At 72.8% G+C, this 15,015-nt stretch carries 15 protein-coding genes; 4 read left to right on the top strand and 11 right to left on the bottom strand.

Annotation, left to right across the window (positions count from 1 at the left end):
- Window positions 1-39: 39 nt before the first annotated feature.
- The 3 genes from ABTZ91_RS16960 to glnA all read right to left on the bottom strand — a co-directional run bounded on the left by ABTZ91_RS16960 (window position 40) and on the right by glnA (window position 3,599).
- A complete protein-coding gene (locus tag ABTZ91_RS16960) occupies window positions 40-1,227 on the bottom strand; it encodes a cytochrome P450 (protein WP_352077942.1) in 1,188 nt (395 codons plus the stop codon).
- Complete coding sequence (locus ABTZ91_RS16965; protein ID WP_352077943.1) at window positions 1,224-1,946, bottom strand: tRNA-dependent cyclodipeptide synthase; 723 nt, start codon at window positions 1,944-1,946, stop codon at window positions 1,224-1,226. Before ABTZ91_RS16965 ends, ABTZ91_RS16960 begins: the two co-directional genes overlap by 4 nt.
- Window positions 1,947-2,189: 243 nt before the next feature.
- Window positions 2,190-3,599, bottom strand: coding sequence for a type I glutamate--ammonia ligase (glnA, locus tag ABTZ91_RS16970; protein WP_345489005.1), 1,410 nt, complete (start codon window positions 3,597-3,599; stop codon window positions 2,190-2,192).
- A gap of 232 nt (window positions 3,600-3,831) precedes the next feature.
- Between glnA and ABTZ91_RS16975 the strand changes: the two genes are divergently transcribed.
- Window positions 3,832-4,299: an RDD family protein gene (locus ABTZ91_RS16975; RefSeq protein WP_352077944.1), complete on the top strand. Its 468-nt coding sequence runs from the start codon at window positions 3,832-3,834 to the stop codon at window positions 4,297-4,299.
- 81 nt (window positions 4,300-4,380) lie between these two features.
- Here ABTZ91_RS16975 and ABTZ91_RS16980 read toward each other — a convergent pair whose 3' ends face one another.
- The 4 genes from ABTZ91_RS16980 to lipB all read right to left on the bottom strand — a co-directional run bounded on the left by ABTZ91_RS16980 (window position 4,381) and on the right by lipB (window position 7,458).
- A complete protein-coding gene (locus ABTZ91_RS16980) occupies window positions 4,381-5,091 on the bottom strand; it encodes a DUF4191 domain-containing protein (protein WP_345489009.1) in 711 nt (236 codons plus the stop codon).
- A gap of 10 nt (window positions 5,092-5,101) precedes the next feature.
- Window positions 5,102-5,311, bottom strand: coding sequence for a hypothetical protein (locus ABTZ91_RS16985; RefSeq protein ID WP_352077945.1), 210 nt, complete (start codon window positions 5,309-5,311; stop codon window positions 5,102-5,104).
- A 293-nt stretch (window positions 5,312-5,604) separates the two neighbouring features.
- Window positions 5,605-6,558, bottom strand: coding sequence for a lipoyl synthase (gene lipA, locus ABTZ91_RS16990; protein ID WP_352077946.1), 954 nt, complete (start codon window positions 6,556-6,558; stop codon window positions 5,605-5,607).
- Window positions 6,559-6,660: 102 nt separating this feature from the next.
- Complete coding sequence (lipB, locus tag ABTZ91_RS16995) at window positions 6,661-7,458, bottom strand: lipoyl(octanoyl) transferase LipB (RefSeq protein ID WP_352077947.1); 798 nt, start codon at window positions 7,456-7,458, stop codon at window positions 6,661-6,663.
- A 482-nt stretch (window positions 7,459-7,940) separates the two neighbouring features.
- Here lipB and ABTZ91_RS17000 point away from each other — a divergent pair, with 482 nt between their 5' ends.
- A complete protein-coding gene (locus ABTZ91_RS17000) occupies window positions 7,941-9,431 on the top strand; it encodes a regulator (protein ID WP_352077948.1) in 1,491 nt (496 codons plus the stop codon).
- A 75-nt stretch (window positions 9,432-9,506) separates the two neighbouring features.
- On the opposite strand, the gene ABTZ91_RS17005 is transcribed toward ABTZ91_RS17000, so the two are convergent.
- Together ABTZ91_RS17005 and ABTZ91_RS17010 are read right to left on the bottom strand one after the other, a co-directional pair.
- On the bottom strand, window positions 9,507-10,862 hold the full coding sequence (locus ABTZ91_RS17005) for an NAD(P)/FAD-dependent oxidoreductase (protein ID WP_352077949.1): 1,356 nt from the start codon (window positions 10,860-10,862) through the stop codon (window positions 9,507-9,509).
- A 318-nt stretch (window positions 10,863-11,180) separates the two neighbouring features.
- Window positions 11,181-12,149 carry a TIGR01777 family oxidoreductase gene (locus tag ABTZ91_RS17010; protein WP_352078146.1) on the bottom strand — a complete coding sequence of 323 codons (969 nt, stop codon included), beginning with the start codon at window positions 12,147-12,149 and terminating at the stop codon, window positions 11,181-11,183.
- Between the two features lie 47 nt (window positions 12,150-12,196).
- Here ABTZ91_RS17010 and ABTZ91_RS17015 point away from each other — a divergent pair, with 47 nt between their 5' ends.
- The gene (locus ABTZ91_RS17015) at window positions 12,197-12,694 is read left to right on the top strand and encodes a GNAT family N-acetyltransferase (RefSeq protein WP_352077950.1); all 498 of its coding nucleotides are present in this window, start codon (window positions 12,197-12,199) and stop codon (window positions 12,692-12,694) included.
- A 160-nt stretch (window positions 12,695-12,854) separates the two neighbouring features.
- On the opposite strand, the gene ABTZ91_RS17020 is transcribed toward ABTZ91_RS17015, so the two are convergent.
- On the bottom strand, window positions 12,855-13,496 hold the full coding sequence (locus ABTZ91_RS17020; RefSeq protein ID WP_352077951.1) for a TetR family transcriptional regulator: 642 nt from the start codon (window positions 13,494-13,496) through the stop codon (window positions 12,855-12,857).
- Between the two features lie 84 nt (window positions 13,497-13,580).
- Between ABTZ91_RS17020 and ABTZ91_RS17025 the strand changes: the two genes are divergently transcribed.
- Window positions 13,581-14,375, top strand: a complete 795-nt coding sequence (locus ABTZ91_RS17025; protein ID WP_352077952.1) for an SDR family oxidoreductase — start codon at window positions 13,581-13,583, stop codon at window positions 14,373-14,375.
- A 48-nt stretch (window positions 14,376-14,423) separates the two neighbouring features.
- Here ABTZ91_RS17025 and ABTZ91_RS17030 read toward each other — a convergent pair whose 3' ends face one another.
- Window positions 14,424-14,945 carry a DUF4240 domain-containing protein gene (locus tag ABTZ91_RS17030; RefSeq protein WP_352078147.1) on the bottom strand — a complete coding sequence of 174 codons (522 nt, stop codon included), beginning with the start codon at window positions 14,943-14,945 and terminating at the stop codon, window positions 14,424-14,426.
- Window positions 14,946-15,015 lie beyond the last annotated feature (70 nt).

Here is a 15,015-nt window from a genome sequence, read left to right on the forward strand (position 1 = left end):
CCCTCACCGACGCTCAGCGAGACGGCTCACCGGGCGCCGCTACCAGGCGGCGGGCAGCCGCTCGGGCAGCCGCTTCATGAAGTTGGTGCGCCACACCAGCTGTTCGACCGGCACCGCGAGCCGGAGCCCCGGCAGGCGTTCGAGCAGCGTCTCCAGAGCGATCTCGGCGTGCCGCTTGCCGAGCGCGGTCGCCGGGCAGTAGTGCCCTCCGCCGCCGAAGGACAGATGGTCCGAGGCGTTCTCCCGGTCCGGCCGGAAGGCCAGCGGATCGGGGAAGCGCTCCGGATCGTGATTGGCCGCCTCCACGAGCACGAGCACCAGCTCGCCCGCGCGGACCAGCACGTCACCCAGCCACATGTCCTCGAGCGCCAGCCTCGGCAGCCCGTCGCCGATCGACAGGTTGACCCGCAGCAGCTCGTCCATCGCCCCGGCGACCCCGCCGCCCCCGGCGAGCGCCTCCCGCACGTCCTGCCGGGTCAGCACCGACACCAGCGCCATGGTCAGGAACCCGGCGGTCGAGATCACCCCCGCCCCGAAGAGCGTCACACCGACCGTGGCCAGCATCTCGTCCGTCACATGCGCGTAGTCGGGATCCTCCCGCAGCGCCGCGAGCTCCGCCATCAGCCCGGTGGTCGCCGGATCGTCGAGCCGCTCGACCATGTAGGCGATGTCCCGGTCCCAGTTGAGCCGCGCGGCCTCGATCTCGCGCGGCGCGTTCATGAACGCCACGTCCAGGCTGCGCAGCAGCCGCGGCGCGTCCTCCTGCGGAATCCCGAGGATCCGGCAGTGCAGCCCCGCCGAGTACGGATCGGCGAACGAGCCCCGCAGCTCCCCGGGCGCCCCCTCGCCGACCATGGCGTCCACCAGGGCCCCCGCCCGTACGCGCAGCCACTCCTCCAGACCGGGCGCCTTCGGGTTGATGGCCTTCATCACGGCCTTGCGCAGCCCCGCACCGGTGATGTTGCCCATGTTGTTCACCACGTGCGGCGGGATCGTCAGCGCGTACTGCCGCGGCACGCCCGGCGCGGACGTGTCCTTCAGGCTGAACCTCGGGTCGTCGAGCACCTGGCGGCACAGCTCGTACGAGGAGACCAGCCAGGCCTCCGCCCCGGCGATGGTCCGCACCTTCCGCACGGGCTCGGCCCGCAGCTCCTCGATCTCGGCGGGCAGCCGGGTACCGTTCCAGTCGAAGGGGAACGCCGGCAGGTCGACGGTGGGACGGGTCATCGTGCGTCTCCTTCGGCGGACGGGACGGGGGTGAGGATGCCGTGCCCCTGATTGCGCGAGGCCCGCAGCCCGGACCCCCGGGCGTACAGCAGGTCGGCCAACGGCAGTGCCTGGTGGTAGCAGTTGAGCGAGGACGGCACCCCGAGGATCGCGGGCGTGTCCAGGAACAGCGGCACCTCGGCGCAGATGTACGCCCGGCACACCTGCCGCTGCCGCTCGCTGATCTCCTGCCCCGGCGTCAGCTTCCCGGCCAGGAAGATTCCGGCGAGGGCGTCACACGTCTCCCGCACCACCGGGTCGCCGGCCACCGCCGCCACGACCCGCCGGTGCAGCTCCTGATACGCGGGTATCGCCCCGAACTCCGACATCCCCCGGGCCCGCACCCGCACCCCCGTCGGATCGGTCTCGGCGACGGCGGCGCCGACCTTCGCCCGTACCCCTCGCAGGTTCTTCACGGCCTTGCGCCGCGCTTCGTCGGCCCCGTACCCGAGGGCCTCGTACATGTCGGCCACGTGCAGATCGGTGTAGACGAGATCGACCCGGTCGAAGTGGTCGAGCCCCCAGCGCGCCAGATCGCGCAGGCGCTGGGCGGTGAAATAACTGTTTCCCGGTGAGACGCCGATGACCACGTGCGCACCCTCTTCGGCGATGACACGGCAGTGGTCGGTGTACGGCTGGAGTCGGAGCGTCTCGGCAGGGGCATATGCCGCCTGAGTCACGTTCGGAAGTCCTCATCGCGCCAACTAGTCCCAGCGGAGCCCTGTGCTCCGGGTGTGGCGGCCGCGACGACGACAAGCTATCGATCAGTCGCGGAGCGTGAGACTCCTACCCGACGGTACAACTGATTGTTCGTCAGTCGTTCACCTGCTCGTCACCTTGTGTATCCGAACCGCGGAAACGGCGAGGCCCGCCGCCCCGGGAGGGGCGACGGGCCTCGGAAGGTCCGGCTCGAAAGCTCCGGCTTAGAGGTCGAAGTACAGCTCGAACTCGTGCGGGTGCGGGCGCAGCTGGATCGGGGCGATCTCGTGGGTGCGCTTGTAGTCGATCCAGGTCTCGATCAGGTCGGCGGTGAAGACACCGCCGGCCTGCAGGTACTCGTTGTCCTCCTCGAGGGCCTTGAGGACGGCCTCGAGGTTGGTCGGGACCTGGGCGACGCCCGCGTGCTCCTCGGGGGCGAGCTCGTAGAGGTCCTTGTCGATCGGCTCGGCCGGCTCGATCTTGTTCTTGATGCCGTCGAGGCCCGCGAGGAGCAGGGCCGAGAAGGCGAGGTACGGGTTCGAGGACGGGTCCGGCGCGCGGAACTCGACGCGCTTGGCCTTCGGGTTCGAGCCCGTGATCGGGATGCGCATCGCGGCGGAGCGGTTGCGCTGCGAGTAGACCAGGTTGACCGGCGCCTCGAAGCCCGGGACCAGACGGTGGTAGGAGTTCACCGTCGGGTTGGTGAAGGCCAGCAGCGACGGGGCGTGCTTCAGGATGCCGCCGATGTAGTAGCGGGCGGTGTCCGAGAGGCCCGCGTAGCCCTGCTCGTCGTAGAAGAGCGGCTCGCCGCCGGTCCACAGCGACTGGTGGACGTGCATGCCCGAGCCGTTGTCGCCGAAGATCGGCTTCGGCATGAAGGTCGCGGTCTTGCCGTTGCGCCAGGCGACGTTCTTCACGATGTACTTGAAGAGCATCAGGTCGTCGGCCGCGGCCAGCAGCGTGTTGAACTTGTAGTTGATCTCCGCCTGGCCGGCGGTGCCGACCTCGTGGTGCTGGCGCTCGACCTTGAGGCCGACGTTCTCCAGCTCCAGGGAGATCTCCGCGCGCAGGTCGGCGAAGTGGTCGACCGGCGGGGCCGGGAAGTAGCCGCCCTTGTAGCGGACCTTGTAACCCCGGTTGTCCTCCTCCTTGCCGGTGTTCCAGGCGCCGGCCTCGGAGTCGATGTGGTAGAAGCCCTGGTTCGCCGAGGTCTCGAAGCGGACCGAGTCGAACACGTAGAACTCGGCCTCGGGGCCGAAGTACGCGGTGTCGGCGATGCCGGTGGAGGCCAGGTACGCCTCCGCCTTCTTCGCGATGTTGCGCGGGTCACGGCTGTACTGCTCGCCCGTGATCGGGTCGTGGATGAAGAAGTTGATGTTCAGCGTCTTGTCGCGGCGGAACGGGTCCAGGCGGGCCGTCGACAGGTCGGCGCGCAGGGCCATGTCCGACTCGTGGATGGCCTGGAAGCCGCGGATCGACGAACCGTCGAAGGCCAGCTCCTCGGACGGGTCGAACGCCGTCGCCGGGATCGTGAAGTGCTGCATCACGCCCGGAAGGTCGCAGAACCGGACATCGACCATCTTGACGTCATTGTCCTGAATGAACTTCTTGGCCTCGTCGGCGTTCTGGAACATCCAACTCCTCCTACTCCCGGCCCGGGGAGGGGCGGGGTTGCAGTTCGGTCGTGCGGCCAGTGCGGTGGCCCACGCAGGACCCGACCATAGGCAGACGGGATTTCTCAAGCATGACCCATTTGTTTCGTCGAAGTTAACCGGCGCGGGTGCCCCGCCCCGGCCCCCGCCCTCCCGCCCGCCCGAGCCCGACCCAGGCCGAAGTGATCAAAAACGGGCGCAGTACCGTGGTCGGGTGGACAACAGGCAAGCACTCGGATCATGGCTCTCCGGACCGCGCGCCGCGGCCGAGGAAGCCGGCGTGGACTTCGGTTACCGGGGGCAGCAGCTCGGCCTTCCCGAGGACGGCCCCGGCTCGATCGCCCGCCCCGGCCGCCGCCTCGGCGCCCTCGCCGTCGACTGGGCCCTCTGCATGCTGATCGCATACGGCCTGATCACCGACGGCTACCGCCAGGCCACCGGCAACTGGGCCCTGCTCATCCTGCTGGTCCTGAGCGTGCTGACCATCGGCACCATCGGCTCCACCCCCGGCAAGCGGCTCTTCGGACTCCGGGTCGTCTCCGTGAACGGCGGCCGTCTCGGCCTGGTCCGGGTCGCCGTGCGCAGCCTCCTCGTCTGCCTCGCCCTCCCGGCCCTCATCTGGGACCGCGACGGCCGCGGACTGCACGACCGGTTCTCCGGCGCCGTCCAGGTCCGGATCTGACCCGTAGACGAGCGAAAAAGCGAAAAAAAGGGGGTGCCCCGGACCGATCGGTCCGGGGCACCCTCGTTCGTAGGCGCGGCCTCAGCGCATCTTTCCGCCGCGCGGCATCCGCATGCCCTTCGGCATCGGACCCTTCGGCAGCGGCATGTTGCTCATCAGGTCGCCCATCGCCCGCAGCCGGTCGTTCGTCGCCGTCACCTGGGGCCCGGCGAGCACCCGGGGCAGCTTCAGCATCTTCGTACGGACCTTCTTGAGCGGCACCTGGCCGGAGTCCTCGTCGTTGCCGACGATGATGTCCGTCACCGGCACGTCCGGGACGATCCGGGCCATCTTCCGCTTCTCGGCCGCGAGCAGCGTCTTCAGCCGGTTCGGGTTGCCCTCGGCCACCAGCACGATGCCCTGGCGGCCGACCGCGCGGTGCACGACGTCCTGGTTGCGGTTCATCGCCACCGCCGGAGTCGTCGTCCAGCCGCGCCCGATGTTCTGCAGCACCGCCGCGGCCGCGCCCGGCTGGCCCTCCATCTGACCGAAGGCCGCCTTCTCGGCACGCCGGCCGAAGACGATCGCCATCGCCAGGAAGGCCAGAACGAAACCGAGAATGCCCAGGTAGACCGGGTGACCGATCAGGAAGCCGATCGCGAGGAGGACACCGAGTACGACGATGCCCACGCCCGCGACGACGAGACCGACCTTCGGGTCGGCCTTCCGGGTCATCTTGTACGTGAGGGCGATCTGCTTCAGTCGCCCGGGGTTCGCGGCGTCAGCGCCGCCCGTGTTTGCCTTCCTCGCCATGTCCTGAAGTTTACGTGGCCCGGGAAGCCCGGCCCGCCACGGCCTCCATGACGTGCTGGGCCTCCACCCGGTCCTTGGCACGGCGGCGGTCCTCCAGGACCGAGGTCCAGGCGTTACGCCGGGCGGTGCGGTGCCCGCGGGCGAGCAGCACGGACTCGACGGCCTTCAGGGCGTCGGTGACGGACGGAATCGCATGGGCTCGGATGTGCGCGGCCTGCATGGGCGAGGGCCTCCGTGAGCGCTTGATGGCGGTGAGTGAGAACAGCCTCACAGATTGGTGTTACCAGGGCGTGACCCGGTGGTCAAACACGCATGAAGCTCATGACAAGCGGATGCGGCCGTCCGTACGACGTACGGACGGCCGCGACGAAGCTCGTGTACGCGCCCTCGTTCCTCGGGAGGACCCCCGACCTACGCTCCGGCTCGGCTGCGCTGCTCGTGCTTCTGGTCGCGCTCCGCCTCGCCACCGCTGCGGCCGGGTGCCCACCCTCGTTCCTCGGGCGGACCCCCGACCTACGCTCCGGCTCGGCTGCGCTGCTCGATCGCCTGCTGGTAGAGCCTTCCCGCCCGGTACGACGAACGGACCAGCGGGCCCGACATCACGCCGGAGAAGCCGATCTCGTCGGCCTCCTCCTTCAGCTCCACGAACTCCTGCGGCTTCACCCAGCGCTCCACGGGGTGGTGCCGCACGGACGGACGCAGGTACTGGGTGATGGTGATCAGCTCGCAGCCCGCGTCGTGCAGGTGCCGAAGCGCCTCGCTGACCTCCTCGCGGGTCTCGCCCATGCCGAGGATGAGGTTGGACTTCGTGACCAGACCGTAGTCCCGGGCCTTGGTGATGACGTCGAGGGACCGCTCGTAACGGAAGCCCGGACGGATCCGCTTGAAGATCCGCGGCACCGTCTCGATGTTGTGCGCGAAGACCTCGGGGCGGGAGGCGAAGACCTCCTCCAGGAGCTCCGGCACCGCGTTGAAGTCGGGGGCGAGCAGCTCGACCTTGGTGCGGCCGGCGGCGCGCCCCTCGGTCTGCTGGTGGATCTGGCGCACGGTCTCCGCGTACAGCCAGGCGCCGCCGTCCTCCAGGTCGTCGCGCGCGACGCCGGTGATGGTGGCGTAGTTCAGGTCCATGGTGACGACGGACTCGCCCACGCGGCGCGGCTCGTCACGGTCCAGGGCCTGCGGCTTGCCGGTGTCGATCTGGCAGAAGTCGCAGCGGCGGGTGCACTGGTCGCCGCCGATGAGGAAGGTCGCCTCGCGGTCCTCCCAGCACTCGAAGATGTTGGGGCAGCCCGCCTCCTGGCAGACCGTGTGGAGCCCCTCGCTCTTCACGAGGCCCTGCAGCTTGTTGTACTCGGGCCCCATCTTCGCCCGGGTCTTGATCCACTCGGGCTTGCGCTCGATGGGGGTCTGGCTGTTCCGGACCTCCAGGCGCAGCATCTTGCGTCCGTCGGGTGCGACTGCGGACACATCGGCTCCTGTAGCTTCGATTCTTCGGCGCACACCAGGGTACGCCCATGGCTTCTCATGCCCTGACGCTCAGGCCAACCCGTGGCCAGAGCTCGGCATTCCTCAGGCCGAGGCCCGCTCGATCTCCCGCGGCTTGAGCTCCGCGTTCTCCAGGACGTCCCGCAGATGCCTCTCCAGCACCGGCAGCACCTCCTCGATCGTGATGTCCCGGCCCAGCTCGCCCGCGAGGGAGGCCACGCCGGCGTCCCGGATGCCGCACGGGATGATCTTGTCGAACCAGGTGTTGTCCGGGTTCACGTTGAGGGCGAAGCCGTGCATGGTGACGCCCTTGGCGACCCGGATGCCGATGGCCGCGAGCTTGCGGTCCTCGCGCCGCTGCCCGGCGTTGGAGGGCGCGTACTCCGGGCCGTTCAGCCGCGGGTCGAACTCCTCGTCGTTCAGCCGAGGGTCGAAGTCCAGGGAGAGCCCGCCGAGCGCGGGCCGCTGCTCGATCGGGTCGCCCAGCACCCAGACCCCGCTGCGGCCCTCCACCCGGGTGGTCTCCAGACCGAAGTCGGCGGCGGTGCGGATCAGCGCCTCCTCCAGGCGGCGGACGTGGGCGACCACGTCGACCGGCCGGGGCAGCTTCAGGATCGGATAGCCGACCAGCTGGCCGGGGCCGTGCCAGGTGATCTTGCCGCCGCGGTCCACGTCCACGACCGGCGTCCCGTCCAGCGGGCGCTCACTGTCCTCGGTGCGCCGGCCCGCGGTGTACACGGGCGGGTGCTCCAGGAGCAGACAGGTGTCCTCGACCTCGTCGGCGAACCGGGCGGCGTGCACCTCGCGCTGCTTGTCCCACGCCACCTGGTAGTCGACGGCGTTCTCGCCGAAGCCCAGACGGACGAATCGCAGCTCACTCACGGCAATGCCTCCTCCTGGGTGCCGGGGGCCGGGTTCCGGGGATCGTCCCGGGGCGGGAGCCGGCTCGGCACCATGCGTCATTCGCGCCCATGCCACTGTACGGCGGTGGCGCGAACAGCCGTCCGGCAGGTGTACGCGGGCGCGGGCGGGCGTGACGGGGTGCGTGACGTACGGTCGTGGCGGCCGGTGGTACGGATACGGAACGTCACGGCGTGTCCCCGTCGGGAGAATCGGTTCTCCCTGCCGCGCCGTCCCTACCGTCACCTCTGCCGTCCCCGCCTCGCGGCCGTCCGCACCCCGGGTTGCCGCTGGTCACCGGCCGTCGGCAACCCTTCCATCCGTTCCTCACACGATCGGATGAATGTGGGGCGAAGGCGGCGGTCGGGGCGGTTCCTACCGTTAAATTCACGCCGTTCCATGAGGGTCATGAGGGTCGATACGGGCTGCCACCCCGGCCCGGAAGGCAGGAGACCGCACAGCTGATGACGGAACGACCCCCGCAGCGCATCCCGAACCGCCAGCTCGCCGCGCTCATCGCCGAAGCAGGTTTCTCCAACGCGGGTCTCGCCCGACGGGTCGACCAGCTCGGCCTGGAGCACGGCCTCGACCTGCGGTACGACAAGACCTCCGTGACCCGCTGGCTGCGCGGCCAGCAGCCGCGCGGCACCACCCCCGCCCTGATCGCCGAGGTCTTCACCCGCCGCCTCGGCCGCCGGCTCTCCGCGCAGGACCTCGGGCTCGACGCCTGCGCGCCCGTCTACGCGGGCCTCGAGTTCGCCGCCACGCCCGAGGAGGCCGTCGACATCGTCAGCGGGCTGTGGCGCAAGGACTCCGGGAGCCACGCCGAGCTGCGGAAGATCGCCTTCACCCCGGCCGGCCTCGTCGTCCCCAGCCGCGACTGGCTGATCGGCCGGGCCGACGAGCGCGTCGCGCGCGGGGAACCCGTCGGCGGACCGGTCGCGGGTGCCAAGGCCGGTAGCGGTGCCGGTTCCGACGGCGGCGACCCGCGCGTCCCCGCCCAGGGCCGCTTCTCCGTCCCCCGCCAGCGCGGCACCGACCGGGGCCCGGGGCAGCGGGTCTCCAGCGGGGACATCGCCGCGCTGCGCTCGGTCGGCGAGCTCTTCCGCACCCTCGACCACGCCTACGGCGGCGGCCACGCCCGCCAGGCCCTCGTCCGGTACCTGGAGCACGAGGCCGAACCGATGCTGCGCGGCACGTACGGGGAGAACATCGGACGCCGGCTCTTCGCCGCCGCCGCCGACCTCACCCGGCTGGCCGGCTGGACCTCGTACGACATCGCCGCGCACGGCCTCGCCCAGCGGTACTTCGTCCAGGCGCTGCGGCTCGCCCAGGCGGCCGGCGACCGGGCCTACGGCTCGTACGTCCTCGTCACCATGAGCCACCAGGCCGTCTACCTCGGCCACGGCCGCGAGGCCGTCCAGCTCGCCCGGGTCGCCCAGCAGGGCATCGGCTCCGCCGCGCCGCCCGTCGTCCAGGCCCTGCTCCACTCGGTCGAGGCCCGCGGGCACGCCGTGCTCGGCGAGTCCCGGCCCTGCGGCGCCGCCCTCGCCCGGGCCGAACGAGCCCTGGAGGCGGCCCGGCCCGGCGACGAGGTGCCGTACTGGGCCAGGTCCTTCGACGAGGCCCAGCTCGCCGACGAGTTCGGGCACTGCCACCGCGACCTCCAGCAGTACCGGGCCGCCGCCCAGCACGCCGAGCGCGCCCTCCAGCTCCGCGCCCCCGGCTACGCCCGCAGCCGTCTGTTCTGCCGGGTCGTCCTCGCCACCGCGCGGCTCGCCCTCGGCGAGCTCGACCAGGCCTGCGCCCTGGGCGCCGAGGCCGCCCAGCAGGCCGCCGAGATGCGCTCGGCGCGCGCCGTCGAGTACGTCCGCGACTTCGAACGCCGCCTGGAGCCCTACCGCGACGCGCCCGCCGTCCGCACCTACCGCGACCGGGTGGCCGCCCTCGGCTGAGCCCGGTCGCGGAAGGGCCCTGCCGCCGCCGGGGGGCGACCCCTGCCGGCTGGCCGGCCCCCCGCCGAGCGGCTGTCAGGCGGCCTTCTCCGCCGGGGTGGCGGCGGCCGTCGTCTCCGGGGCCCGCAGGCCCAGGTCCGCCAGGAGGGCGGCGGCGGTGCGGCGCGCCGAGGCGAGCGCGCCGACGGGGGTGCCGGTGGCGCGGTGGTCCCCGCACACGTACAGGCCGGACAGCAGGCGCACCGGGCGCTCGGGGTCGAACGGCGGCCGCATCGCCGGGAAGGCGTGCGGGGTGTGGTGCAGGTCGAGCAGCTCCCACTCGTCCGTGGAGACCCCGTACAGCGTGGCCAGGTGCTTGCGGACCCGCCGTTCCGTGTCGTCCGGCGGGTCGCCCAGGATGGTCGAGGTGATCAGGGTCCGGCCCGCCGGCGCCCGGCTCGGGTCGACCGCGCTCATCACCGCCGTGTGCGCCACCGGGCCGCCCGCGTCGGACTCCACCAGCAGCATCGGATCGGCGGACGGCGGGGCGGGCGCCGTGTGGTGCAGCACGGTCGCCGCGTGGTAGTCGGGGACCCGCAGGCCCGGCAGCAGCTCGGCCGCCGTCCGCCCGCCCGTCGCGAGCACCACCGACCGGCAGCCGAACACCCCGTGCTCCGCCGTCGTCACCCGCGAGATCGACGCCTCCGTGACCCGGACCCCGGTCCGTACGGTGCCCGGTGGCAGCCCGGCCGCCAGCCGCTCCGGCAGCGTCCCGGAACCTCCCTCGGGCACCCCGAGCCGGCCCCGGGCGAAGGACCGCAGCGCCAGATCCGCCCGGCGGCTGGAGGTCGTCAGGTCCGGGTCACCGAGCAGCGCGGCGAGCAGCGGACGCAACACCCCCTGCACGGTACGGGCCGGCAGTCGGGCCGTCAGCGCCTCGCGCGCGGCCCGCTCCGTACGGGCCAGCAGGCGCGGGGCCGGGGTCGTGGCGAGCCGCACCAGGGACGCCCCCAGACGCGCCTGGTCGAGCGAGACGGCCGGATTGCGGGGGGCGCCGGCCAGGGCGCGCGCCACTCCGCGTGCGCCCCCCGCGCCCCCTGCGCCTCTGGGGGCGTGCGGGGCACCCCGTCCCGTACTCCGTGAGGCCCCCGCGCCCCTCGGGACGCTCCACGGGGTGTGCGGCGCGCCCCACCGCCCGTACCGTCCGTCGCTGTGCACGAGCACCCCGGGGGCGAACGGGCGCATGGCCACGCCGTCCAGCTCCGGTGTGGTGAACAGCGGGCCCACGCGGTCGAGCCGGAAGCCGTCGACGACGTCCGTCGCCATCCGGCCGCCGACTCGCGGCGCGGCCTCCAGGACCCTGACCGACAGACCGGCAGCGGTCAGCTGATGAGCCGTCGCGAGGCCGGCGATCCCGGCTCCCACGACGACGACGTCCGCGTTGTCGAGCACGTGCCCCTCCCCAGGTCGGTCGCGCTGTGTGGAGGCCTATGCCCCCAAGCAGCCCCCGGAATGCCCGAGTTCGCAAGAGACTAGGCACTGCCCCGGCGCCGGGAAGCCGCGCGCGACGGGCGTGCGGGCAGCACGGGGGAGCACACGGGGGCGAACGGGTGGGGCGGCGGGCGAGAAACGGCGGTGTGTCGGGCAGACGCGGTACGGCGGGGTGTCCGGGAGCCGCGGTACGGCGGGGCGTCGAGGGCCTGGGCGCGACGGGCCGTCAGGAAGTCGCGCGGTAAAGAGAGGTGAGGGGCCTCGCCGGGCGACGGGCGGTCAGCGGGCGGCGGCCCGTACCGAGTCGTCGATCGTCGGGAAGGCGAAGTCGAAGCCGGTCTCCAACAGCCGCCCCGGCAGCACGCGCTGGCTGCCGAGCACGTCCCGCGCGAACTCCCCGAGTACCACCCGCAGCGCGGGCGCGGGCACGTGGAGGAACGCCGGGCGCCGCAGCACGCGCCCCATCGCCGCCGTGACCTCCCGGTTGGTGACCGGCTCGGGCGCGGTGAGGTTCACGGGGCCGGACAGGGACGGGGTGTCGACCATGTGCCGCAGCGCGGCCACCTCGTCGTGCAGCGAGATGAAGCTCCAGTACTGGCGGCCGTCGCCCATCCGCCCGCCGAGTCCGGCCCGGAACAGCGGGAACAACCGGCCCCAGGCCCCGCCCTCGCGGGCCACCACCAGGCCCGTACGGGCGTACGCCACGCGGATGCCGGCCGCTTCGGCGGGCGCCGCGGCGGCCTCCCACTCCACGCACACCGACGGCAGGAAGCCCTCGCCCGCGGGCGCGCTCTCGTCGACGGCCCGGTCGCCGGTGTCGCCGTACCAGCCGAGGGCGGTCCCGCAGACCAGCACCTCGGGCGGGTCGGCGAGCGAGGCGAGGGCCTCGGCGACCGCGCGCGTGCCGAGCACGCGGCTGTCGCGGATCTCCCGCTTGTACGTGTCGTTCCAGCGCCGCTCGCCGACGCCGGCGCCCGCGAGGTGGACGACGGCGTCGACCCCGACGAGTCCCGCGGTGTCCACGTACAGCCGGGCCGGGTCCCACTCCACCTCGTCGGCGGTCCTGGCGGGCCGCCGGACCAGCCGCACGACCTCGTGGCCGTCGGCGCGCAGGGAGCGCACGAGCGCGGAGCCGATGAGCCCGGACGCCCCGGTGACGGCCACGCGCCGGCGGGGGGCGCGCGGGGGCGAGGGGCGGCGGTGTGACGGGTCCGGCTGCTCGGAGTGCCGCTGCGAGGTGTGCTGCATGGTGCTCATCCTGCCCTTCGCCGCCCGGCCGTGACACAGTGGTCCGCATGATCGTGCCGGAGATTCGGATACGCGAGGCGCGCGCCGCCGACGAGCCCGCCCTCGCCGAGCTGGACCGCACCACCTGGTCGCCCCTTCACGCCGTGATCCCCGCGCCGGAGCCGGGGCAGCCCTTCTACGACGAGCGGCACCGGCCGGAGCACCACCTGGTCGCGGAGCTCGGGGGCGCGGTCGTCGGCTACGTCCGGGTCGTCCCGCCCACCCCGCTGGCGTGCAACGCCCACGTGCGCCAGATCCAGGGCCTCGCCGTCTCGCGCGCCGCGCGCGGCCGGGGCGTGGCCCGCGCCCTGCTGCGCGCCGCGGCGACCCGCGCCCGCACCCAGGGCGCCACCCGCCTCACCCTCCGCGTCCTCGGCCCCAACGACCCCGCGCGTTCCCTCTACGAGAGCGAGGGCTTCCGGGTGGAGGGCGTCCTGCCGGGGGAGTTCTTCCTGGACGGGGCGTACGTGGACGACATCCTGATGGGCCGGTCCCTGACGGACTGACCCGGCGCCCTCCGCCGTCGCGCCGCGCCTCTGTCCCGCGTGCCCCTCGGTTCGCGCCCGGTGCCGACGATGCCTCCGGGTGCCGGTGGGCGGGCCACCCCCCGGCCCGGTCGCGGGGCCTTCGCACGCCCCCCGTCGTGGGCGCGCAACCGGCCCCGCGTCAGCCCTCCCCGCCCCCCGTCAACCCGCCCACCCCCGCCGTCAGTTCCCGCAGGCACCGCACCGCCAACGCCGCCGGGCCGCCCTCGCCCGCCGCCGGGGCGTCCGTCGGGGCCCAGGTCTCCAGGGCGAGGCGGATCGCGGCGGTGGCGGCCGCGGCGGTGAGGCGGAGGGCGAGGGGGTCGGCGTGGGGAGGGGCGAGGGCGGTGAGGACCTCGCGGAGGCGTTCCTCGGACTCCTGGTTGACGCGGTACCAGACGGCCCGCAGGGCCGGGTCGTGCTCCGCCGCGCGCAGCAGGCCGCGGGTCCAGCGCAGGCCCTCCGCCGCCTCGTCGTCGGCCGCGGTCAGGGAGTCGGCGACGGACCGCTCCAGGGCGGTGGCCAGGTCCGTGCCCGGCGGGGTGGCGGCGAGCTCGGCGCGCCAGCGGTCGGCGCCGCCCGCGAGCAGCGGGGCGACCGCGTCCTGCTTGGAGCGGAAGTAGCGGTAGAAGGTGCGCAGCGCGACCCCGGCCCGCTGGGCGATGTCCTCGGCGGTGGTGTCGTCGGGGCCGCGCTCGGTGAACAGCTCGGCGGCGGCGCGGGCGATGTCGAGCTGGGTGGCGGCCTTGCGGCGCTCCGTCAGGGAGGGGGGCTTGGTGCTCACCCCACCCAGCGTACGCTCGCGGCTGCCATGCGTGCACTCCGTGCAGCTATGGCAAAACGTGTCACTTAGGCGTACGGTTGCCGCATGAACCAGCTGACCCGTTACGAAGGACGTCGCGCACTCGTCACCGGCGGCGGCTCCGGCATCGGCCAGGCCACCGTGCTGCGCATGCTCGCGGAGGGCGGCACCGTCGTCGCCGCCGACATCAGCGAGGCCGGCCTCAAGGACACCGTCGCCAAGGCGGGGGACTCCGCCGGCCGCCTCACCACCCTCGTCGTGGACATCGCCGACGAGAGCTCCGTACGCGAGGGCGTCGCCGCCGCCGTCACCGCCCTCGGCGGTCTGGACGTGCTCGTCAACGCGGCCGGCATCCTGCGCTCCTCGCACACCCACGAGACCGCACTCGACGCCTTCGAGCAGGTGATCCGGATCAACCTCACCGGCACCTTCCTCGTCATCCGCGAGGCCATACCGGCGCTCCTGGAGGGCGACGACCCGGCCGTCGTCAACTTCTCCTCCACCTCGGCGATGTTCGCCCACCCCTACATGGCGGCCTACGCGGCCAGCAAGGGCGGCGTCCAGTCCATGACGCACGCCCTCGCCGCCGAGTACGCCAAGCAGGGCATCCGCTTCACCGCCGTGCAGCCCGGCTCCATCTCCTCCGGCATGACCGACGGCTCCGGAGCCAGCGGGCAGTCCATGGGCCCCGGCCTGCCCGAGGACACCGACTGGTCCCTCTTCGCCAAGCTCGCCCCCGCCCTCGGCCAGGGCTTCGCCGGCCCCGAGACCGTCGCCGGTGTCGTCGCCATGCTCGCCAGCGAGGACGGGAAGTTCATCACCGGCACCGAGGTCCGCATCGACGGCGGCACCCACTTCTGAGCTCCCCGACGAGGACACAGACCGCCCGGTTCGGCCCCTCCGTACCCCCTACCCGGGGCCGAACCGGGCCCACAGCCGTGGGAAGCGGGCCGCGAGCACGGCCTCGTCGTCCAGGTCGAACGGCGTGCCCTCCGGCTCCGCCCCCGGCGGCGGGATCCCCAGGTCCGGCGTCTCCGCGCCGGTCAGCTGCTCGTACGCCTCGTCCGCCGCGAAGCCCAGCTCCTCGCCGTCCCCGTCGATCTCCTCGTCGAAGTCGTCCAGCAGCTCCGCCAGCGCGTCCGGATCGTGCACCCCGCCCTCGAAGACCTCCCGGCCCTGGGCGATCAGCCAGCACCGGAACCAGTCGAAGGCGTCGTCGCTCGCCCCGCCGAGCAGCACCGCCGCCGCGCCCCACAGATCCCAGGTGTACGCGCGGTTGTAGCGGGCCTCGAAATGGCGGGCGAAGTCGACCACGGAGTCCGGATCGAGCTGCGTCAGGCGCTCGACGAGCAGGTCGGCGTGCTCCTCCGGATCGCCCTCGGCGCGCTCCCGGGTGGAGTCGATGATCTCCCAGAACTCCGTCTCGTCCATCACGGGACCAAGCATCGTGGGTCACGCCCGGCGACGCACCCGGAAGCGGCCGAAAACAATCCGGACAGAG

The organism is Streptomyces sp. NPDC126499, assembly GCF_040302485.1.
Taxonomy (GTDB): Bacteria; Actinomycetota; Actinomycetes; order Streptomycetales; family Streptomycetaceae; genus Streptomyces.

What these genes read in the sequence shown, in the direction of transcription:
- ABTZ91_RS17010 (WP_352078146.1), bottom strand. Translation starts at nt 12,149, where the DNA reads ATGCAGCACACCTCGCAGCGGCACTCCGAGCAGCCGGACCCGTCACAC.
- ABTZ91_RS17030 (WP_352078147.1), bottom strand. Translation starts at nt 14,945, where the DNA reads ATGGACGAGACGGAGTTCTGGGAGATCATCGACTCCACCCGGGAGCGC.
- ABTZ91_RS16980 (WP_345489009.1), bottom strand. Translation starts at nt 5,091, where the DNA reads ATGGCGAGGAAGGCAAACACGGGCGGCGCTGACGCCGCGAACCCCGGG.
- glnA (WP_345489005.1), bottom strand. Translation starts at nt 3,599, where the DNA reads ATGTTCCAGAACGCCGACGAGGCCAAGAAGTTCATTCAGGACAATGAC.
- ABTZ91_RS16960 (WP_352077942.1), bottom strand. Translation starts at nt 1,227, where the DNA reads ATGACCCGTCCCACCGTCGACCTGCCGGCGTTCCCCTTCGACTGGAAC.
- ABTZ91_RS17015 (WP_352077950.1), top strand. Translation starts at nt 12,197, where the DNA reads ATGATCGTGCCGGAGATTCGGATACGCGAGGCGCGCGCCGCCGACGAG.
- ABTZ91_RS17000 (WP_352077948.1), top strand. Translation starts at nt 7,941, where the DNA reads ATGACGGAACGACCCCCGCAGCGCATCCCGAACCGCCAGCTCGCCGCG.
- ABTZ91_RS17025 (WP_352077952.1), top strand. Translation starts at nt 13,581, where the DNA reads ATGAACCAGCTGACCCGTTACGAAGGACGTCGCGCACTCGTCACCGGC.
- ABTZ91_RS16985 (WP_352077945.1), bottom strand. Translation starts at nt 5,311, where the DNA reads ATGCAGGCCGCGCACATCCGAGCCCATGCGATTCCGTCCGTCACCGAC.